Source organism: Streptomyces sp. RKND-216 (assembly GCF_004795255.1).
Classification (GTDB): domain Bacteria; phylum Actinomycetota; class Actinomycetes; order Streptomycetales; family Streptomycetaceae; genus Streptomyces; species Streptomyces hazeniae.
Genome location: NZ_SSBQ01000002.1, coordinates 4,432,969 through 4,448,512, shown reverse-complemented (window position 1 = coordinate 4,448,512; position 15,544 = coordinate 4,432,969). Strand labels below are relative to the sequence as shown.

The window sequence follows — 15,544 nt, the reverse complement described above, 5'->3', positions numbered from 1 at the left end:
GATGACCGAATGAAGGTTCGAGTCATTGCCCGTTCATGCTAGGGACCGAACCCGCAGATGAGGAGACCCCGGGGGCGATCGATGCGCGGTGCACCCAGCACCTCACGATTCTTTTGCCCTATTCGTCACCATTGATGACACTTCATCCGGTGTCCCGTCGCCCCGCGGAGCCCCGGCGCGGGCATGGCGGAGGGGGCGGTGCCTTCCGCACGAGGCACCGCCCCCTCCTTCGGTCCCGGAGCCGGCCGGCGTCGGTGAGGGTGAAGAGAACGCCGGCGGCTCCGGAAGCGGGTTCCGGTCAGCCGCCGTCGGCGGCGGCGCGGCCCGCCTCCAGGCGGGCGACCGGGATGCGGAACGGCGAGCAGGACACGTAGTCCAGTCCGGCCTCGTGGAAGAAGTGCACGGACTCCGGGTCGCCGCCGTGCTCGCCGCAGACGCCGAGCTTGAGGTCGGGGCGGGTGGCCCGCCCGGCCTCGACCGCGTTGCGGACCAGCGAGCCGACGCCGTCCTTATCGATGGTCTCGAACGGGGAGACACCGAAGATGCCCTTCTCCAGGTAGGCGGTGAAGAAGCTGGCCTCCACGTCGTCCCGGCTGAAGCCCCACACGGTCTGCGTGAGGTCGTTGGTGCCGAAGGAGAAGAAGTCGGCGCACTCCGCGATCTGGCCGGCGGTCAGCGCGGCGCGCGGCAGCTCGATCATGGTCCCGAGGGTCAGGCCCAGCGAGGTGCCGTACGCGCCCTCGACCTCGGCGATGACCTCCTCCGCCTCGTCGCGGACGATCTCCAGCTCCTGCACCGTCCCGACCAGCGGGATCATGATCTCGGCGCGCGGGTCGCCCTTCGCCTGGGTCTTCCGCTCGGCGACGGCCTCCGCGATGGCGCGCACCTGCATGGTGAACAGGCCGGGGATGACCAGACCGAGGCGGACGCCGCGCAGGCCGAGCATCGGATTCTGCTCGTGCAGGCGGTGCACGGCCTGGAGGAGCCGCAGGTCGTTCTCGTTGTGGTCCTTGCGGGACTCGGCGAGGGCGACGCGTACGGACAGCTCGGTGATGTCCGGCAGGAATTCGTGCAGCGGCGGGTCGAGCAGCCGCACGGTCACCGGCAGACCGTCCATGGTCTCGAACAGCTCGACGAAGTCGGCCTTCTGCAGCGGGAGCAGCGCGCCCAGGGCCTCTTCGCGCTCGTCGTCGGTGTCGGCGAGAATCAGCCGCTCGACCAGCTCGCGGCGCTCGCCGAGGAACATGTGCTCGGTGCGGCACAGACCGATGCCCTGGGCGCCGAAGCGGCGGGCGCGGCCGGCGTCCTCGGCGTTGTCGGCGTTGGCGCGCACCCGGAGGCGGCGGACGCGGTCGGCGTACGCCATGATCCGGTGCACGGCCTTGACCAGCTCGTCGGCGTCGTCGGCGCCCGCGTGCATGCGGCCCTCGAAGTACTCCACGACCGGCGACGGCACGACGGGCACCTCGCCTAGATACACCTTGCCGGTGGAGCCGTCGATGGAGACGACGTCGCCCTCCTCGACGACCGTCCCGGCGGCGGTGGTCAGCCGACGGCGCTTGGTGTCGACCTCCAGCTCCTCCGCGCCGCACACGCAGGTCTTGCCCATGCCGCGGGCGACGACGGCGGCGTGCGAGGTCTTGCCGCCGCGGCTGGTGAGGATGCCCTCGGCGGCGAGCATGCCGTCCAGGTCGTCGGGGTTGGTCTCGCGGCGGATGAGGATGACCTTCTCGCCGGAACGCGACCACTTGATGGCCGTGTACGAGTCGAAGACGGCCTTGCCGACGGCCGCGCCCGGAGAGGCGGCGATGCCCCGGCCGATGGTGTCCAGCTCCACGTCGGAGGCGAAGCGCGGGAACATCAGCTGCGCGAGCTGCGCGCCGTTGACGCGGCGCAGCGCCTCCGCCTCGTCGATGAGGCCCTGGTCGACGAGCTGCGTGGCGATGCGGAACGCGGCGGCGGCGGTGCGCTTGCCCACGCGTGTCTGGAGCATCCAGAGCTTGCCGCGCTCGATGGTGAACTCGATGTCGCAGAGGTCGAGGTAGTGGTTCTCCAGCCGCTCCATGATGGCGAGGAGCTGGTCGTACGACGTCTTGTCGAGCTGTTCGAGGTCGGCGAGCGGCACGGTGTTGCGGATGCCGGCGACGACGTCCTCGCCCTGCGCGTTCTGGAGGTAGTCGCCGTAGATGCCCTGGTGGCCGCTGGCCGGGTCACGGGTGAAGGCCACGCCGGTGCCGGAGTCGGGACCGAGGTTGCCGAACACCATGGAGCAGATGTTGACGGCGGTGCCGAGGTCGTGCGGGATGCGCTCCTGGCGGCGGTACAGCTTGGCGCGGTCGCCGTTCCACGAGTCGAAGACGGCCCGCACGGCGAGGTCCATCTGGTCGCGCGGGTCCTGCGGGAAGTCGCGGCCCGTCTCCTTGGCGACGATCGCCTTGAACGCGTCGACGAGGTTCCGGAGTTCGGAGGCCGGAAGGTCGACGTCAGTGCGGGCGCCGTGCGTCTTCTTCGCCTCGTCGAGGGTGTCGGAGAACAGTTCGCCGTCGATGCCGAGCACGGTCTCGCCGAACATCTGGATCAGGCGGCGGTAGGAGTCCCAGGCGAACCGCTCGTCGCCGGACTGCGAGGCGAGCCCCTGCACGGAGGCGTCGGACAGGCCGATATTGAGGACGGTGTCCATCATGCCGGGCATCGAGAACTTGGCGCCCGAGCGGACGGACACCAGGAGGGGGTCGTCGGCCTGGCCGAGCTTCTTGCCCATCTTCCGCTCGAGCGCGTCGAGGTGGGCGCTCACCTCGTCACGCAGCGCCGGGGGTTCGGCGCCGGAGTCGAGGTAGACCTTGCACGCCTCGGTGGTGATGGTGAAGCCGGGCGGCACGGGGAGGCCGAGGTTGGTCATCTCGGCGAGGTTGGCCCCCTTGCCGCCGAGCAGGTCCTTGAGGTCCTTGTTGCCCTCGGTGAAGTCGTAGACGAGCTTCTGACCCTGCTGGGGTGGTGTGTTCACCGCGTGTTCCGACACGGGACTCGACTCCTCGCGAACGGTTGCCCTGACGGCGGGGAGCGTACCCATTTCGAAGGCACAGGAGCACGTCCATTGGTACGCCATGTGGGTGTGACCACCCGTTCGCCGAGTGATCAAAAGTAACCAGCGAGTAGGAGGATCGGGGTTCCTTTCTTCATGAACCAAACGCATCGCTACGGCACGCCATGCTTCACACACACTGAGCACGCACTCTTCGCCCATTCGCGTGACTGGCGTTCACCTTTCGAACCCAGGACGGCAAAGTCGGCGCCCGCTCCTTGGAGTCTCGACGCTCACATTTGAGCGCTCATATGAGCATCTCCCTTCTCAGGGTGGCGAGAATCACGCGGTCACGCCGACGCTTCGCCCACGATGCGGACCGTCCGTGGACCCATGCAGGGAGAGTGATCCATCGCACGCCCGGGGAGTACAACCCCGCCCTCCACCTGCCTGTCTTGCTCACGAGCACCCCCCGCGCCGCATCCGGCCCGGGCACGGACAAAGGGAGAAGCACCGTTGCGCGCCGCCACCATCCGCCGTACCGCCCTGACCGCCACGGCGGTCTCCTTCGCGCTTCTGGCCACCGCCTGCGGTGACGCGGAGAAGACCGGCGAGGACGGAGAAACGAAGGGCGCCGGGGCCGCTCAGCCGGCGGCGAAGGCCCTCAGGGCCACGGAGCTGGAGAAGCTGGTGGTCGCCCAGGGCGACATCAAGGGCCACGACGTCACGAAGCTGGAGAAGAAGGATCTCTTCGACCCGGCAAGCCTGGCCGTCGACAGGGCCGCGTGCGAGCCCGTCGCCCGGGCGCTGTCGTTCCTGCCGACCGGTGACCCGGCCGCGACCGCCCAGCGGCTCGTCGTCCACGAGTCCGAAGCGGCGAAGAAGGGCATGCCCTCCGTGGAGGAGCTCGGGGGTATGACGCCCGAGGAGGCCGAGGAGGCGACACTCGACTCGCTCGACCTCACCAAAACGTGGACCTCGCTGTGGTCGTACGACGCCGAGGGCGCCGAGCAGGCGCTCACGGCGCTGCGTGAGGCGGGCGAGAAATGCGCCGACGGCTTCACCATGACGGTCGACGGAACGGAGCAGAGGGTCACCGAGGTCGGTGTAGAGAAGCTGTCCGTCGGTCAGGGGGCTGTCGCCTGGACGGTCGGGACGAAGCAGGACGGCACGCCCGCCGAGACGAAGGTCGCCGTCTTCCGGCAGGGCACCACACTCGCCGGTTTCTCGTCGTTCAACATCGCGGCGGTCACCCGTGGCGAGGCGTTCGGCCAGCCCGCCGCCGTCATCGAAGCCCAGGCGGCCAAGCTCGGCTGACCCCCCGCCACCGGCCGGCCGCCGCCGGCCACAACGCAGCCGCCGACGCCCGTGCCGCCCTTCGCTCTCAACCCGTCACGGCCTGTTCCAGGAGTTGCTGGAGGCGGAGACCGCGGTGGGCGTCCAGTGGGGAGGCGCGGCCGGTGCGGACGGCGGCGGCGAACTCGGCGCGCAGCACCGGCCAGCACTCCTCGTGGTCCAGTTCGGCCGTGTCGTAGACCAGTTCGGGCCCCGGGCCGAGGAGTTCGACGCGCGTGCGGGCGCGCGGGAGGTTCACCGCTCCCGAGAGGGACGCCTGGCTGACGGCGCCGTTCTCGTGCGCGCAGGTCAGCTCGATCCAGCGGCGCGGGTCGCCCGTGCCGCGCACGGTGGTGATGCGGCCGACGGTTTCGTCGAGGAGGTCGAGCAGGTGCGGGCCCAGGTCGAGCAGGGCGCCGTGCTCCAGGCGCCAGGCGGTGGCCAGGTCGCCGCCGAGGAAGGCGCCGTGCAGGTAGCAGGAGCGGGCGCCCGCGACCTCCGCGCCGGCCGCGCGGCGGAGGAAGTCGCGGGTCGCCGGGTGGTACCGCTTGGTGAGGACGAGCTGCGAGACGACGCCAGCCTCGGCGACGGCCTCGGCCACGCCGCGTGCGGTGCGCAGGTCCGGGCCCAGCGGCTTCTCCAGCAGCACTGCCTTCCCGGCCCGCGCGGCGCGCGGCGCCAGTTGGGCCTGGACGGCGGGCGGGACGGCGAAGGCCACCGCCTCGCACCGGCCGAGCAGTGCGTCGAAGCTCTCGGCGACGTCCGCGCCGCACGGTCCGGCGACCTCCCGGGCGGCCTCCGGCCGCCGTGCCCAGACGGCGGTGAGCGTGGTCTCGGGGCCGGCGGCGAGCATCCGGGCGTGCATGGCGCGCGCCCACGGCCCGGCGCCGACCAGACCGACGCGTACGGGCTCGTGGGCGCGGGGGGCGGTGTCGGCGGTACGGGGGACGGTGTCGGGCATGGGTTCCGCTTCCTAGCGCCCCAGGTCCGCGAGCCGGGCGTCGGCTCGGTCTGGGGCGTAGAGCTGTTCGACGACCATGGCGGCGGCGCCCGCCAGCCCGGCCCGGTCGCCGAGTTGGGAGGTGACGACCTCCAGGTGGGCGGTGGTGCGCGGCATGGCGCGCTGGTAGAGGAGTTCGCGGACTCCGGTGAGGAAGGGCGTCCCGGCGAGTTCGCCGGCGATCATCAGCACGCCCGGGTTGAGCACCGTGACGACGGTGACCAGCACCTCGCCCACCCGGCGCCCGGCCTCCCGCGCGAGCCGTACGGCGTCGGGCTGCCCGGCGGCCAGGTGGGCGCTGACGTCGGAGCCGGAGGCGGTGGGGACGCCCGCGGCGGTGAGCCGGCCGGCGAGCGCACGGCCGCTGGCGACGGCGGCGAGACAGCCGTAGGAGCCGCACATGCACAGCGCGTCGGTGCGATCGTGCAGGCGGATGTGGCCGATGTCGCCGGCGCCGCCGTCGATGCCGCGGTACATCTCGCCGTCGACGACGAGTCCGGCGCCGATGCCGGTGGATACCTTCACCAGCAGGAAGGCGGCGCAGTCGGCGTGGCCGGCGCGCTGTTCGGCGTACGCCATGAGGTTGGCGTCGTTGTCGAGGAACACGGGCAGCGGCCCGCCCGCGTCGGTGCCTTCGGGGTCGCCGACGTGTTCGGCGTACGCGCGGCGCATCCGCTCGGCGACGGGGTAGCCGTCCCAGCCGGGCATGATGGGCGGCTGGACGACGAGGCCGGAGGCGTGGTCGACCGGCCCCGGCACGGACAGCCCGACCCCGCACACGCGGGCGGACGGCACGCTCGCCTCGCCGAGCAGCGTCCCGAACCACCGGCCGAGGGTGTCGAGCACGCCGTCCGGGCCGTCCTCGATGAGCAGCGGGCCGCGGTGTTCGGCCAGCGTCCGGCCGTTGAGGTCGAGGACGGCGGCGCGGGCGTTGCGCGTCTCCAGGTCGGCGGCGAGCACCACGGCGTGCGTGCCGTCGAACTCCAGGCGGGTGGACGGCCGTCCGCCCGTGGGGTGCGCGGCGGTCGCTCCGCCGGTGCCGGGTGCGGCCTCCCGGATCCAGCCTGCGGCGAAGAGCTGGTCGAGCCGGTGGCCGACGGTGGAACGGGACAGTCCGGTGGTGCGCTGGAGCGCACCACGCGTGGTGGCGGTGCCGGTGCGGATGAGCCGCAGCAGGTGACCCGCGGTCCCCTGGGTGCCGTTCATGCCTGCGTCTCCGTCAGGTGCTTGCCGTGTGCCACGTGCTTCCCGTCCTGCCTCGTTCCCCGTCGTGTGCGCCGCAGCGTGCCCGCGCCGTCAGCTCTTGTCCGCGCCGCTGGTGAGGCCCTCGGTGAGCATGCGTTCCGCTGCGAAGAACAGCAGTACCACGGGAACGGTGAGCACCACGGAACCGGCCATCAGGACGGTCTTGGAGACCTCGATGCCGTCGGAGAGGAGCTGGAGGCCGAGCGAGACCGTCCACTCCTCGGGCTCGGCGGCGAGGAAAAGCAGCGCGAACAGGAACTCGTTCCACGCGATCATGAAGATGTACAGCGCCGTCGCCATGATCGAGGGGGTCGCCAGGGGCAGCACCACACGGCGGACGGTCTGGAGGCGGGAGCAGCCGTCCAGCGCTGCGGCCTCCTCGATACTGGTGGGGATGGTGACGAAGTAGTTCTTCATCATGTAGATCGACACCGGCACGGTCTGCGCGATGTAGACGACGGCGAGGCCGACCAGGCTTCCCTGGAGCCCGAGTTTGGCGAACATGACGAACAGCGGCACCGCGAGCAGCGTCGCCGGGAAGAGGTACACGGCGAGGAAGAGTGCGCTGACCTGGCGGCCGCCGAAGAAGCGGAGCCGGCTGATCGCGTACGCGCCGGGCACGGCGGCGACCAGCGTGAGCAGGACGGTGCCGAGGGAGACGACCGCCGAGTTGGCGAGCATCCCGACGAAGCCCTGGCCGCCCTCGGAGGTGGGCCGGAGCACCTCCTCGTAGGTGGCGGTGGTGAACTCCTTGGCCGACACCCACAGGCTGCCGGGGTCGAGCAGCAGCGAGTCGATGGACTTCACCGACAGCAGCAGCATGTAGTAGAAGGGCACGATCGTGATGACCGCGAGGAACGCGATCACGATCCAGCGGGCGATCCCGAAGAACCGCTCCTCGAAGACTGCGCGGCTCATGCGGACTCCTCCTGCACCTTCTTGGCGAAGAACCTGAAGTAGACGCCCAGCAGGACCATGAGGATCACGGCCAGGACGAGCGCCTGGGCGGCTGCGGCGCCGACGTCGTAGCGGGCGGTGAGGAAGTCGTAGACCCGCACCGCGGCGACGTCCGTGCCGGAGCCGCCGCCGGTCAGCAGGTAGACGTCGTCGAACTTGTTGAAGCTCATGATGAAACGCAGCACGCACAGCAGCGCGATGACCGGCATCAGCTGCGGCAGCAGCACGTGGCGGAAACGCTGGGTGAGGGTGGCGCCGTCCACCGTCGCGGCCTCCTCCAGCACGTCCGGCACGGCCTGGAGCCGGGCCAGCAGGAAGAGGAACGCGAACGGGAAGTAGCGCCATGCCTCGAACGCGATGACGGTCAGCAGCGCGAGGGGGACGTCGAAGGAGAGGCCGAGCAGCTCCACCTCGTAGGAGCGGGTGGAGAGGAACGCGATGGGCTCCTCCCAGCCGAAGACCGAGGTGCCCCACTCGTTGAGGATGCCGAACTGCGGGCTGAGCGCGATCTGCCAGACGAACGTGACGGCCACGACCGGCGCGACGTACGGGAGCAGCATGGAGGCCCGCATCAGGCCGCGGCCGGGGAACGTGCGGCGCAGGGCGAGCGCGGCGACCAGGCCGAGGAGGACGGAGCCGACGGTGGCGCCCACGGTGTAGACCAGGGTGGTCCACAGGCTGGTCCAGAAGCCGGGCGAGCCGAAGACGGCGTCGAAGTTCTCCAGCGTCCAGTCGCCGAAGAGGCCCATGCCCTGGATGTCGACCAGCCGGGCGTCCTGGAAGGCCAGCAGGACGGTCCACAGGATGGGCAGGATGACCACCACGAGGACGACCAGGAACGTGGGGGACACGAAGGCCAGGCCGGCACGGTTCTCCCGTGCGCGGGCGGTGCGGCGGCGGCCGGTGCTCGGCGGTGTGGGGGCGGCCGGGGGCGCGGCCTCGGGTGCTGTCGTCGTCATGGGGCGGACTTCCTCGGGGGTCACTGGAGGGACTCGCGCAGCGCGGTGACTTCCTCGTCCGCCTGGCGGGCGGCCTCGCGCGGCGGGATCTGGTCGCTTGCCATGGCTCCGATGGCTTGCGGCACCGGCAATTCGCCGTTCGTGGCGCCGACGAGCAGTCCCTCGCCCTGCGTGATGCCCCAACGGCGCATGTTGCCGACGCCCTCGGACATCCGGTCGAGCAGTTCGGAGGGGTAGACCTCCTCGAGGGGCTTCTTGCTGTCGACGCCGATCTCGCTGGCCCGCCAGGCCTGCTGGAACCTGTCCGGGTCGCTCGCCGTGCCTTCACGGACCGGGATCTTGCCCTCGGGGGCCATCCCGAACCACTCCTCGTAGCCCTCGGTGAGCATGAAGCGGACGAACTTCCCCGATGCCTCCTTCTCCGCGGTGCGGGTCACCGCCCAGGAACTGATCTCGCCGAACTGGGCGGGCTCGGCTCCGTCCGGGCCTTCGAGCGCCGTGACCACGCCGCTGTTCTCGGCGAGGTGGCCCGGGTCCTTCCGGCACGCCGGGCAGCTCGGCAGCGCGTCCTTGCGCAGCCCGGCCAGCTCGTCGAGGAGGAAGGAGGACCACATGATGATCGGCGAGCGCCCGGCGAAGTACGTGGCGCGGGTGGTGTCGACGGTCTGGACGCCGTCCGCGCCGTACTCGCTGGCCAGCTCGTCGTAGGCGGCGAAAGCCGAGCGGCAGGCGGGGGATTCGAGGGCGACGTCGTCGCTCTCGACGAGGCGGCAGTCGTTGGCGAGAGCAAAGCTCTCGAAGCTCTGCTGGGTGAAGAGGTCGCTGGGGTCGGTGGCCAGCGAGATGCCGGTGCCCGGGCCCTCGTCGAGTGCCTTCGCGGCGCGGCGGAGGTCGGCGTAGCTGTCGGGCACCGGGAGGCCGGCCCGCTCCAGCATGTCCTTGCGGTAGACGAGGATCTGCTGCCAGGAGTCGGACGGCACGGCGAGGCGGGTGCCGTCGTCGGAGGCGAGGCCGAGGGCGTTGTCGTTGAACGTGCGCGACCCGAGGTCGTCGACGATCTCGCCGGTCAGGTTGGTGTCGAGCAGTTCGTTGCCGTACATCTGCCAGATCTGGCCCAGCGGTGCGGCGCCGATGACGTCGGGCAGGTTGCCCGCGGCCGCCGCCGACATGATGAGCTGCGGCAGCTTGCTCTCGTCGACGCCGACGAGCTTCACCTCGACGCCCGTCTTCTTCTCGAAGCGGGCGACGACCTCCCTCCCGACGGCCATCCGGGGCGGCAGGTTCTCCAGCGACCACACCGTGATCTGGTTGTCGGGCTTCGCCGACGCCGTGTCGCCGCAGCCGGCCAGCAGGCCGGTGCCCAGTGTCAGGGCGAGTGCGGCCGCGGTCGTCCTCAACCCTCGGGTCCGTATGCGCATGCCTAGTCCTTACACCACTTCCGCTTCTTCGGCACGCATCACAGCACCACTTTTGCGTTATGACAAGACGTATCCTTAAGGTGTTCCAGACACAACGGGCCCTCACGCGGTCCGAAGCCCAACCCGAAGCGGAGCGCTCGTGGAACGCGTCGTCCAGTTCACCGGTCCCCGTCAGGTCGAAGTCGCCGAACTCCCGAGCACGCCGCTGCCCCCCGGACACCTGCGGGTCCGCACCCGCTACTCCGGCATCTCCGCAGGCACCGAACTCACCGCCTACCGCGGCACGAACCCCTACCTGACCCGCACCTGGGACGCCGGGGCGCGGATCTTCCGGGACGGCGCGGCCGGCATCGAGTACCCGGTCGTCGGCTGGGGCTACTCCGAGGTCGGCGAGGTCACCGAGGTGTCCCCCGACGTCGCCGGCACACCCGGCACCCCCGCCGTCGGCGACCTGGTGTGGGGCATCTGGGGCCATCGCAGCGAGGGCGTCGTCCCCGCGCAGAAGCTGAACGGACACACCCTCCCCGCCGGTCTCGAACCACTGGCCGGCGCGTTCGCCCGGGTCGGCGCCATCGCCTACAACGCGGTGCTGGCCTCCGACATCCACGTCGGCGAGGACGTCGTGGTGTTCGGGCAGGGCGTCATCGGCCTGCTCGCCACGCGCCTCGCCCAGCTCAACGGCGCCCGCGTCACCGCCGTCGACGCCCTCGACGGCCGCCTGGAGTGGGCCGCACGGTACGGCGCCGCCCTCACCCTCAACGCCCGCACGGACGACGTCGCCGAACGGACCCGGGAGGCCACCGGAGGGCTCGGCGCAGACGTCGCCATCGAGATCAGCGGCGTCTACCCGGCCCTGCACGAGGCGCTCCGCGCGGTCACGGTCGGAGGCCGCGTCGTCGCCTCCGGCTTCTACCAGGGCGACGGCGCCGGGCTGCGGCTCGGCGACGAGTTTCACCACAACCGGGTCCAGCTGGTCTGCTCGCAGATCGGCGGCGTGCCGCAGCAGCTCTCCGGCCGCTGGACCGTCGAACGGCTGCAGCAGACCTTCCTGCGGCTCGTCGCCGAGGGGCGGGTCGACGTGGAGTCCCTGGTCAGCCACGTGGTGCCGGTCGCCGACGCCGCCGAGGCGTACGTCCTTCTGGACGAACGGCCGCAGGACGCGCTGCAGACCGTCCTCGAGTTCTGACCCTCCCCCTCTCCACGCGACGGCGCACGTCTCCACGCCACGCCGCACGGAACCTCCGGAAAGGCCCCCTCCATGTTCAGAACCGCCTGCCAGGAACAACTCCTTCCCGGCGACACCCTCCAGGAGAAGTGGGAGTTCGCCCTGGCCGCGGGATACGACGCCGTCGAGGTGCGCGGAAAGGGCGACTTCGCCTTCCGTGACCGCCTGCCGGAGCTGCGGCAGGCCGCCGCCGACGGCGTCGTCATGCCGACTGTCTGCGTCGACATGCCGCACTTCCTCGGCGCGTTCGACGACGAGCAGCGCAAGGACGCCGTCGCCCAAATGAAGTCCCAGCTCACCGCCATCGCCGAGATCGGCGGACGCGGCGCGCAGACCCCCGCCTCGTACGGCATGTTCTCCCGCCGGCTCCCGCCGTTCACGCCGCCGCGCGGTGAGGAGGAGGACCGCGAAGTGCTGCTGGAGGGCCTGTCCGAACTCGGCGCACACGCGAAGGCGGAGGGCGTCACGCTCTTCCTGGAGCCGCTGAACCGCTACGAGGACCACATGGTCAACCGACTCGACCAGGCCGTGGACCTGATCCGGGAGCTCGGCCTGGAATCGGTGCGGATCGGCATCGACAGCTACCACATGAACATCGAGGAGACCGACCCCGCGGCGGCGATCCTCGCCGCCGCCGCGTACATCGGGCACGCCCAGGTCTCTGACTCCAACCGCTTCCAGCCCGGCGCGGGCCACCTGGACTGGCCGGCCTGGCTGGGCGCGCTGGACGCCGCCGGCTACGCCGGCGAACTGGCCCTCGAATGCCGCCTGACCGGCGACCCGGCGGAGGCCGTACGGTCCGTCCCGCCGTTCCTCAAGCGCGCGGCCGGACTGCGGGAGACCGGACTGCGGCACGCCGGGCTGCGGGAGGCCGACGGATGACCGCGCCCGTCCTCACCCGCCTGCACGGCCCCGCCCACACCCCACAGGGGCACACGGCGCTGCGCCGCGCCGCCCGCCGGGTGCTGCTGCACAACTGGACCGGCAGCTCCACCGTGCCCTCCCACGGCCTGTACCCGCACCAGTGGAGCTGGGACTCCGCGTTCGTCGCCATCGGCCTGCGGCACCTGTCCGTACGCCGGGCGCAACATGAGCTGGAGACGCTGACGACCGCCCAGTGGGGCGACGGGCGGGTACCGCACATCGTCTTCAACCGGGCCGTGCCGCTCGGCGCGTACTTCCCCAGCCCCGACTTCTGGCGTTCCTCCACCGCCGGGGCGGCGGCCGGGGCTCCGCAGGAGGTGGAGACCTCCGGCATCGTGCAGCCGCCGGTACACGCCCTCGCGGCCTGGCTGGTGCACGAGGCCGACCCGGCCGCATCGCACCGTCGCGGCTTCCTCCCCAGGCTCTACCCGCGTCTGGCCGCCTGGCACCACTACCTGGCCGACCGCCGCGACCTGGGCGGCGGCGGACTGGCCGCCGTGCTGCACCCGTGGGAGCCCGGCATGGACAACAGCCCGTGCTGGGACGGGCCGTTGCAGCGCGTCGAGCCGGTCCCGGCGAGCACGTTCCGCCGCGCCGACCTCGACCACGGCGCGGCCTCCGACCGGCCCACCGACCTCGACTACGGCCGGTACGTGCGGCTCGCCGCCGACTACCGCGACCGCGGCTACCGCGACGGCGGCCCCGGCGAGGCGCACGCCTTCGCCGTGGAAGACCCGGGCACGAACGCGCTGTTCGCCGCCTCCGAGCACGCTCTCGCCCGGATCGCGACCGAGGTCGGCGCAGCCCCGGGGCCACACCTCCGGCGCGCGGAGGCCCTGACCGACGCGCTGGTGACCCGGCTGTGGGACGCGGAGACGGGTGTGTTCCGGTGCCGCGACCTGCGGGCCGACGCGCTCGTGCCCGAAATCGGTATCGGCGGGCTGGTCCCGCTGCTCGTGCCCGGCCTCCCCGCAGACGTGGTGCGGGCGCTGGTGCGTACGGCCGCCGGGCCGCACTTCGGCCTCGGCGACACCGTGCGCATGGCTCCCAGCTACGACCTCGCCGGTCACGCCTTCGACCCCGGCCGATACTGGCGCGGCCCCGCCTGGTTCAACGTCAACTGGCTGCTGGAACGCGGCCTGCGGCAGCACGGGTACACCGACCGGGCCGACGCTCTGCGAGACGCCGCCCTGGACGCCGCGGGCAGCTCCGGGTTCGCCGAGTACGTCGACCCGTACAGCGGGGAGGCGCGCGGCACCCGCGACTTCAGCTGGACGGCCGCGCTGGCGCTCGACCTGCTCGCCGCCGCGCGCCCACCCGCCGCACCGACTCCCGAGGAGGACACCGCGTGATCCCCGACTCCCGACTCCTCGTCCACGACGGCACGTTCGCCGTGCTGGACGCCGCCGGCGACGTCACCGGCCGCAGCGGCGTGTCCCCCGACGGGCTGTTCCTGCAGGACGGCCGCCACCTCAGCCGGTGGCGGCTCAGCCTGGACGGCTCGGCCCCGGACGTGCTGGTGCCGCTGAGGGCCGACGGCAGCGGGGGAACGGCCGTGCTGTGCCCGCCGTTCCGCCGCGACCGGCCCCCGGCCTGCACCGTGCACCGCGAGCAGGCCGTGGACTCGGGCGCCCTCGTCGAACGGCTGCGGCTGACGGCCAACGTCGGCCACGAGGTCACCGTCCGCGTGGGGCTCACGGCGGCGGCCGACTTCGCCGACGTGTTCGCCCTGCGCGGCGACCACACCTTCGGCACGCCCGGCGCCGAGCGCAGCGCCCGACTCCTGGCGGACGGCGTCGCGTTCGGCTACCGGCGCGAGGACTGGCGAGCCGGAACGACGGTCACCGCCCAGCCCCCGCCCGAGTCCGTCACCCCGGTGGACGCGGCGGACGGGCGTCCGGCGGACGGCGGCGCCGCGCACCGGCTGGAGTGGACCGTCACCCTCCCGCCGCACGGCAGCGCCCGCATTGACCTCAGAGTGATCGCCCGTCCACACACCGGCCTCGGCTCGGGCGAGCCGGCTCCCTCGCCCGCCGCCGCGCGCGACCGCGTCTGTGCCGAGGTGGACGCCTACGTCTGTGCCGACCCCGCGCCGGCACAGCTCACCCGGTGGCCGGAACTGCTGCGCGCCTGCGAGCAGGGCCTCGCCGACCTGGCCGGGCTCCGCGTGCCCGCCGCCGGACCGGACGACGAGCCGCTGCTTCCGCCCGCCGCGGGCGTGCCGTGGTTCCTCACCCTTTTCGGCCGCGACTCGCTGCTCACCTCCCTGTACGCGCTGCCCTACAGGCCAGACCTGGCCGCCGCGACGCTGCCCGCGCTCGCCGCCACCCAGGCCGGCGGAGCCGACCCCTCCCGGGTCGCCCAACCCGGCAAGATCGTGCACGAGATCCGGCACGGCGAGCTCGCCCACTTCGGCCAGGTCCCGTTCGGCCGCTACTACGGCACGGTCGACGCCACGCCGCTGTTCCTGGTACTGCTCGGGGCGTACACCGACCACACCGGCGACACGACGACGGCCCGGCGCCTGGAGAAGCACGCACGAGCCGCCGTGGACTGGATGTTCCGGCACGGCGGACTGGACGAGCGCGGCTACCTCGTCTACGAGGCCGACGCGGGCGGGCTGGCCAACCAGAGCTGGAAGGACTCCCCCGGCTCGATCTGCGACGCCGACGGCACCCCGGCGCAGGGCGCCCTCGCCGTCAGCGAGGTGCAGGGCTACGCCTACGACGCGCTGCGCCGTACCGCCCGCCTGGCCCGCAAGGTGTGGGACGACGCGGCGTGGGCCGACCGGCTGGAGGAGGCGGCCGACGACCTGAAGTCCCGCTTCCGGCGCGACTTCTGGATGGACGCCGAGGACTTCCCCGCCCTCGCCCTGGACGGCTCCGGGCGCCGGGTCACGGCGCTCGCCTCGGACGCCGGGCACCTGTTGTGGTCCGGCATCCTCGGCGGCCGTGACGCACGAGCTGTCGGACGGCGCCTGCTGGAACCGGACTTCTTCAGCGGCTGGGGCGTCCGCACGCTCGCCGCAGGCCAGCCCGCGTACCACCCGCTGACGTACCACCGGGGCAGCGTCTGGCCGCACGACAACGCGGTCATCGCGCTCGGCCTGGCACGCCACGGCCTGCACGAGGAGGGCCGCCGCCTCGCCGAGGGCGTCCTCGCGGCAGCCGAACGCACCGGCTGGCGACTCCCGGAGGTCCTGGCCGGCCACGGCCGCGACGACCATCCGGAGCCCGTCTCCTACCCGCACTCCTGCTCCCCGCAGGCATGGGCGGCCGCGACGCCGCTCGCCCTGCTCACCGCCGTGGGGGCCGCACCGGGCACCTGACACCCCGGCCCCGCCCCCACCCACCGCCCCCGGCCGCACTCCCCCCCTCGCGGCCGGGGGCGGCCCCCGTCCGCGGCACTTCCGGCACGTGACCCCTCTCTCTCCTCCACAACCCTTGTTAACGGACGTTA

At 72.2% G+C, this 15,544-nt stretch carries 11 protein-coding genes; 5 read left to right on the top strand and 6 right to left on the bottom strand.

What is annotated here, in order from left to right:
* Window positions 1–298: 298 nt before the first annotated feature.
* Window positions 299–3,106 carry a pyruvate, phosphate dikinase gene (gene ppdK, locus E4198_RS19275; protein WP_247597751.1) on the bottom strand — a complete coding sequence of 936 codons (2,808 nt, stop codon included), beginning with the start codon at window positions 3,104–3,106 and terminating at the stop codon, window positions 299–301.
* 432 nt (window positions 3,107–3,538) lie between these two features.
* Here ppdK and E4198_RS19270 point away from each other — a divergent pair, with 432 nt between their 5' ends.
* Window positions 3,539–4,339: a hypothetical protein gene (locus E4198_RS19270; protein WP_136184258.1), complete on the top strand. Its 801-nt coding sequence runs from the start codon at window positions 3,539–3,541 to the stop codon at window positions 4,337–4,339.
* 67 nt (window positions 4,340–4,406) lie between these two features.
* Here the strand turns inward: E4198_RS19270 and E4198_RS19265 are convergent, their stop codons facing one another.
* The 5 genes from E4198_RS19265 to E4198_RS19245 all read right to left on the bottom strand — a co-directional run bounded on the left by E4198_RS19265 (window position 4,407) and on the right by E4198_RS19245 (window position 9,936).
* Complete coding sequence (locus E4198_RS19265; RefSeq protein WP_136184257.1) at window positions 4,407–5,318, bottom strand: Gfo/Idh/MocA family oxidoreductase; 912 nt, start codon at window positions 5,316–5,318, stop codon at window positions 4,407–4,409.
* 12 nt (window positions 5,319–5,330) lie between these two features.
* Window positions 5,331–6,563 (bottom strand): ROK family protein, encoded by a 1,233-nt coding sequence (locus E4198_RS19260; RefSeq protein ID WP_136184256.1) that lies wholly within the window; start codon window positions 6,561–6,563, stop codon window positions 5,331–5,333.
* A gap of 90 nt (window positions 6,564–6,653) precedes the next feature.
* On the bottom strand, window positions 6,654–7,520 hold the full coding sequence (locus E4198_RS19255) for a carbohydrate ABC transporter permease (RefSeq protein WP_136184255.1): 867 nt from the start codon (window positions 7,518–7,520) through the stop codon (window positions 6,654–6,656).
* The gene (locus E4198_RS19250) at window positions 7,517–8,518 is read right to left on the bottom strand and encodes a sugar ABC transporter permease (protein ID WP_136184254.1); all 1,002 of its coding nucleotides are present in this window, start codon (window positions 8,516–8,518) and stop codon (window positions 7,517–7,519) included. Before E4198_RS19250 ends, E4198_RS19255 begins: the two co-directional genes overlap by 4 nt.
* A 20-nt stretch (window positions 8,519–8,538) precedes the next feature.
* On the bottom strand, window positions 8,539–9,936 hold the full coding sequence (locus tag E4198_RS19245) for an extracellular solute-binding protein (RefSeq protein ID WP_136184253.1): 1,398 nt from the start codon (window positions 9,934–9,936) through the stop codon (window positions 8,539–8,541).
* 139 nt (window positions 9,937–10,075) lie between these two features.
* Between E4198_RS19245 and E4198_RS19240 the strand changes: the two genes are divergently transcribed.
* The 4 genes from E4198_RS19240 to E4198_RS19225 all read left to right on the top strand — a co-directional run bounded on the left by E4198_RS19240 (window position 10,076) and on the right by E4198_RS19225 (window position 15,413).
* Window positions 10,076–11,122, top strand: a complete 1,047-nt coding sequence (locus E4198_RS19240; protein ID WP_136184252.1) for a zinc-binding alcohol dehydrogenase — start codon at window positions 10,076–10,078, stop codon at window positions 11,120–11,122.
* 72 nt (window positions 11,123–11,194) lie between these two features.
* Window positions 11,195–12,043, top strand: coding sequence for a sugar phosphate isomerase/epimerase family protein (locus E4198_RS19235; protein WP_136184251.1), 849 nt, complete (start codon window positions 11,195–11,197; stop codon window positions 12,041–12,043).
* Entirely contained in the window at window positions 12,040–13,437 is a 1,398-nt protein-coding gene (locus E4198_RS19230) for a hypothetical protein (protein WP_247597750.1), read from the top strand. The genes E4198_RS19235 and E4198_RS19230 overlap by 4 nt, the downstream gene beginning before the upstream one ends.
* Window positions 13,434–15,413, top strand: a complete 1,980-nt coding sequence (locus tag E4198_RS19225; protein WP_247597749.1) for a glycogen debranching N-terminal domain-containing protein — start codon at window positions 13,434–13,436, stop codon at window positions 15,411–15,413. Before E4198_RS19230 ends, E4198_RS19225 begins: the two co-directional genes overlap by 4 nt.
* Window positions 15,414–15,544 lie beyond the last annotated feature (131 nt).

What these genes read in the sequence shown, in the direction of transcription:
- E4198_RS19245 (WP_136184253.1), bottom strand. Translation starts at nt 9,936, where the DNA reads ATGCGCATACGGACCCGAGGGTTGAGGACGACCGCGGCCGCACTCGCC.
- E4198_RS19255 (WP_136184255.1), bottom strand. Translation starts at nt 7,520, where the DNA reads ATGAGCCGCGCAGTCTTCGAGGAGCGGTTCTTCGGGATCGCCCGCTGG.
- E4198_RS19230 (WP_247597750.1), top strand. Translation starts at nt 12,040, where the DNA reads ATGACCGCGCCCGTCCTCACCCGCCTGCACGGCCCCGCCCACACCCCA.
- E4198_RS19235 (WP_136184251.1), top strand. Translation starts at nt 11,195, where the DNA reads ATGTTCAGAACCGCCTGCCAGGAACAACTCCTTCCCGGCGACACCCTC.
- E4198_RS19265 (WP_136184257.1), bottom strand. Translation starts at nt 5,318, where the DNA reads ATGCCCGACACCGTCCCCCGTACCGCCGACACCGCCCCCCGCGCCCAC.
- E4198_RS19260 (WP_136184256.1), bottom strand. Translation starts at nt 6,563, where the DNA reads ATGAACGGCACCCAGGGGACCGCGGGTCACCTGCTGCGGCTCATCCGC.
- ppdK (WP_247597751.1), bottom strand. Translation starts at nt 3,106, where the DNA reads ATGGCGTACCAATGGACGTGCTCCTGTGCCTTCGAAATGGGTACGCTC.
- E4198_RS19250 (WP_136184254.1), bottom strand. Translation starts at nt 8,518, where the DNA reads ATGACGACGACAGCACCCGAGGCCGCGCCCCCGGCCGCCCCCACACCG.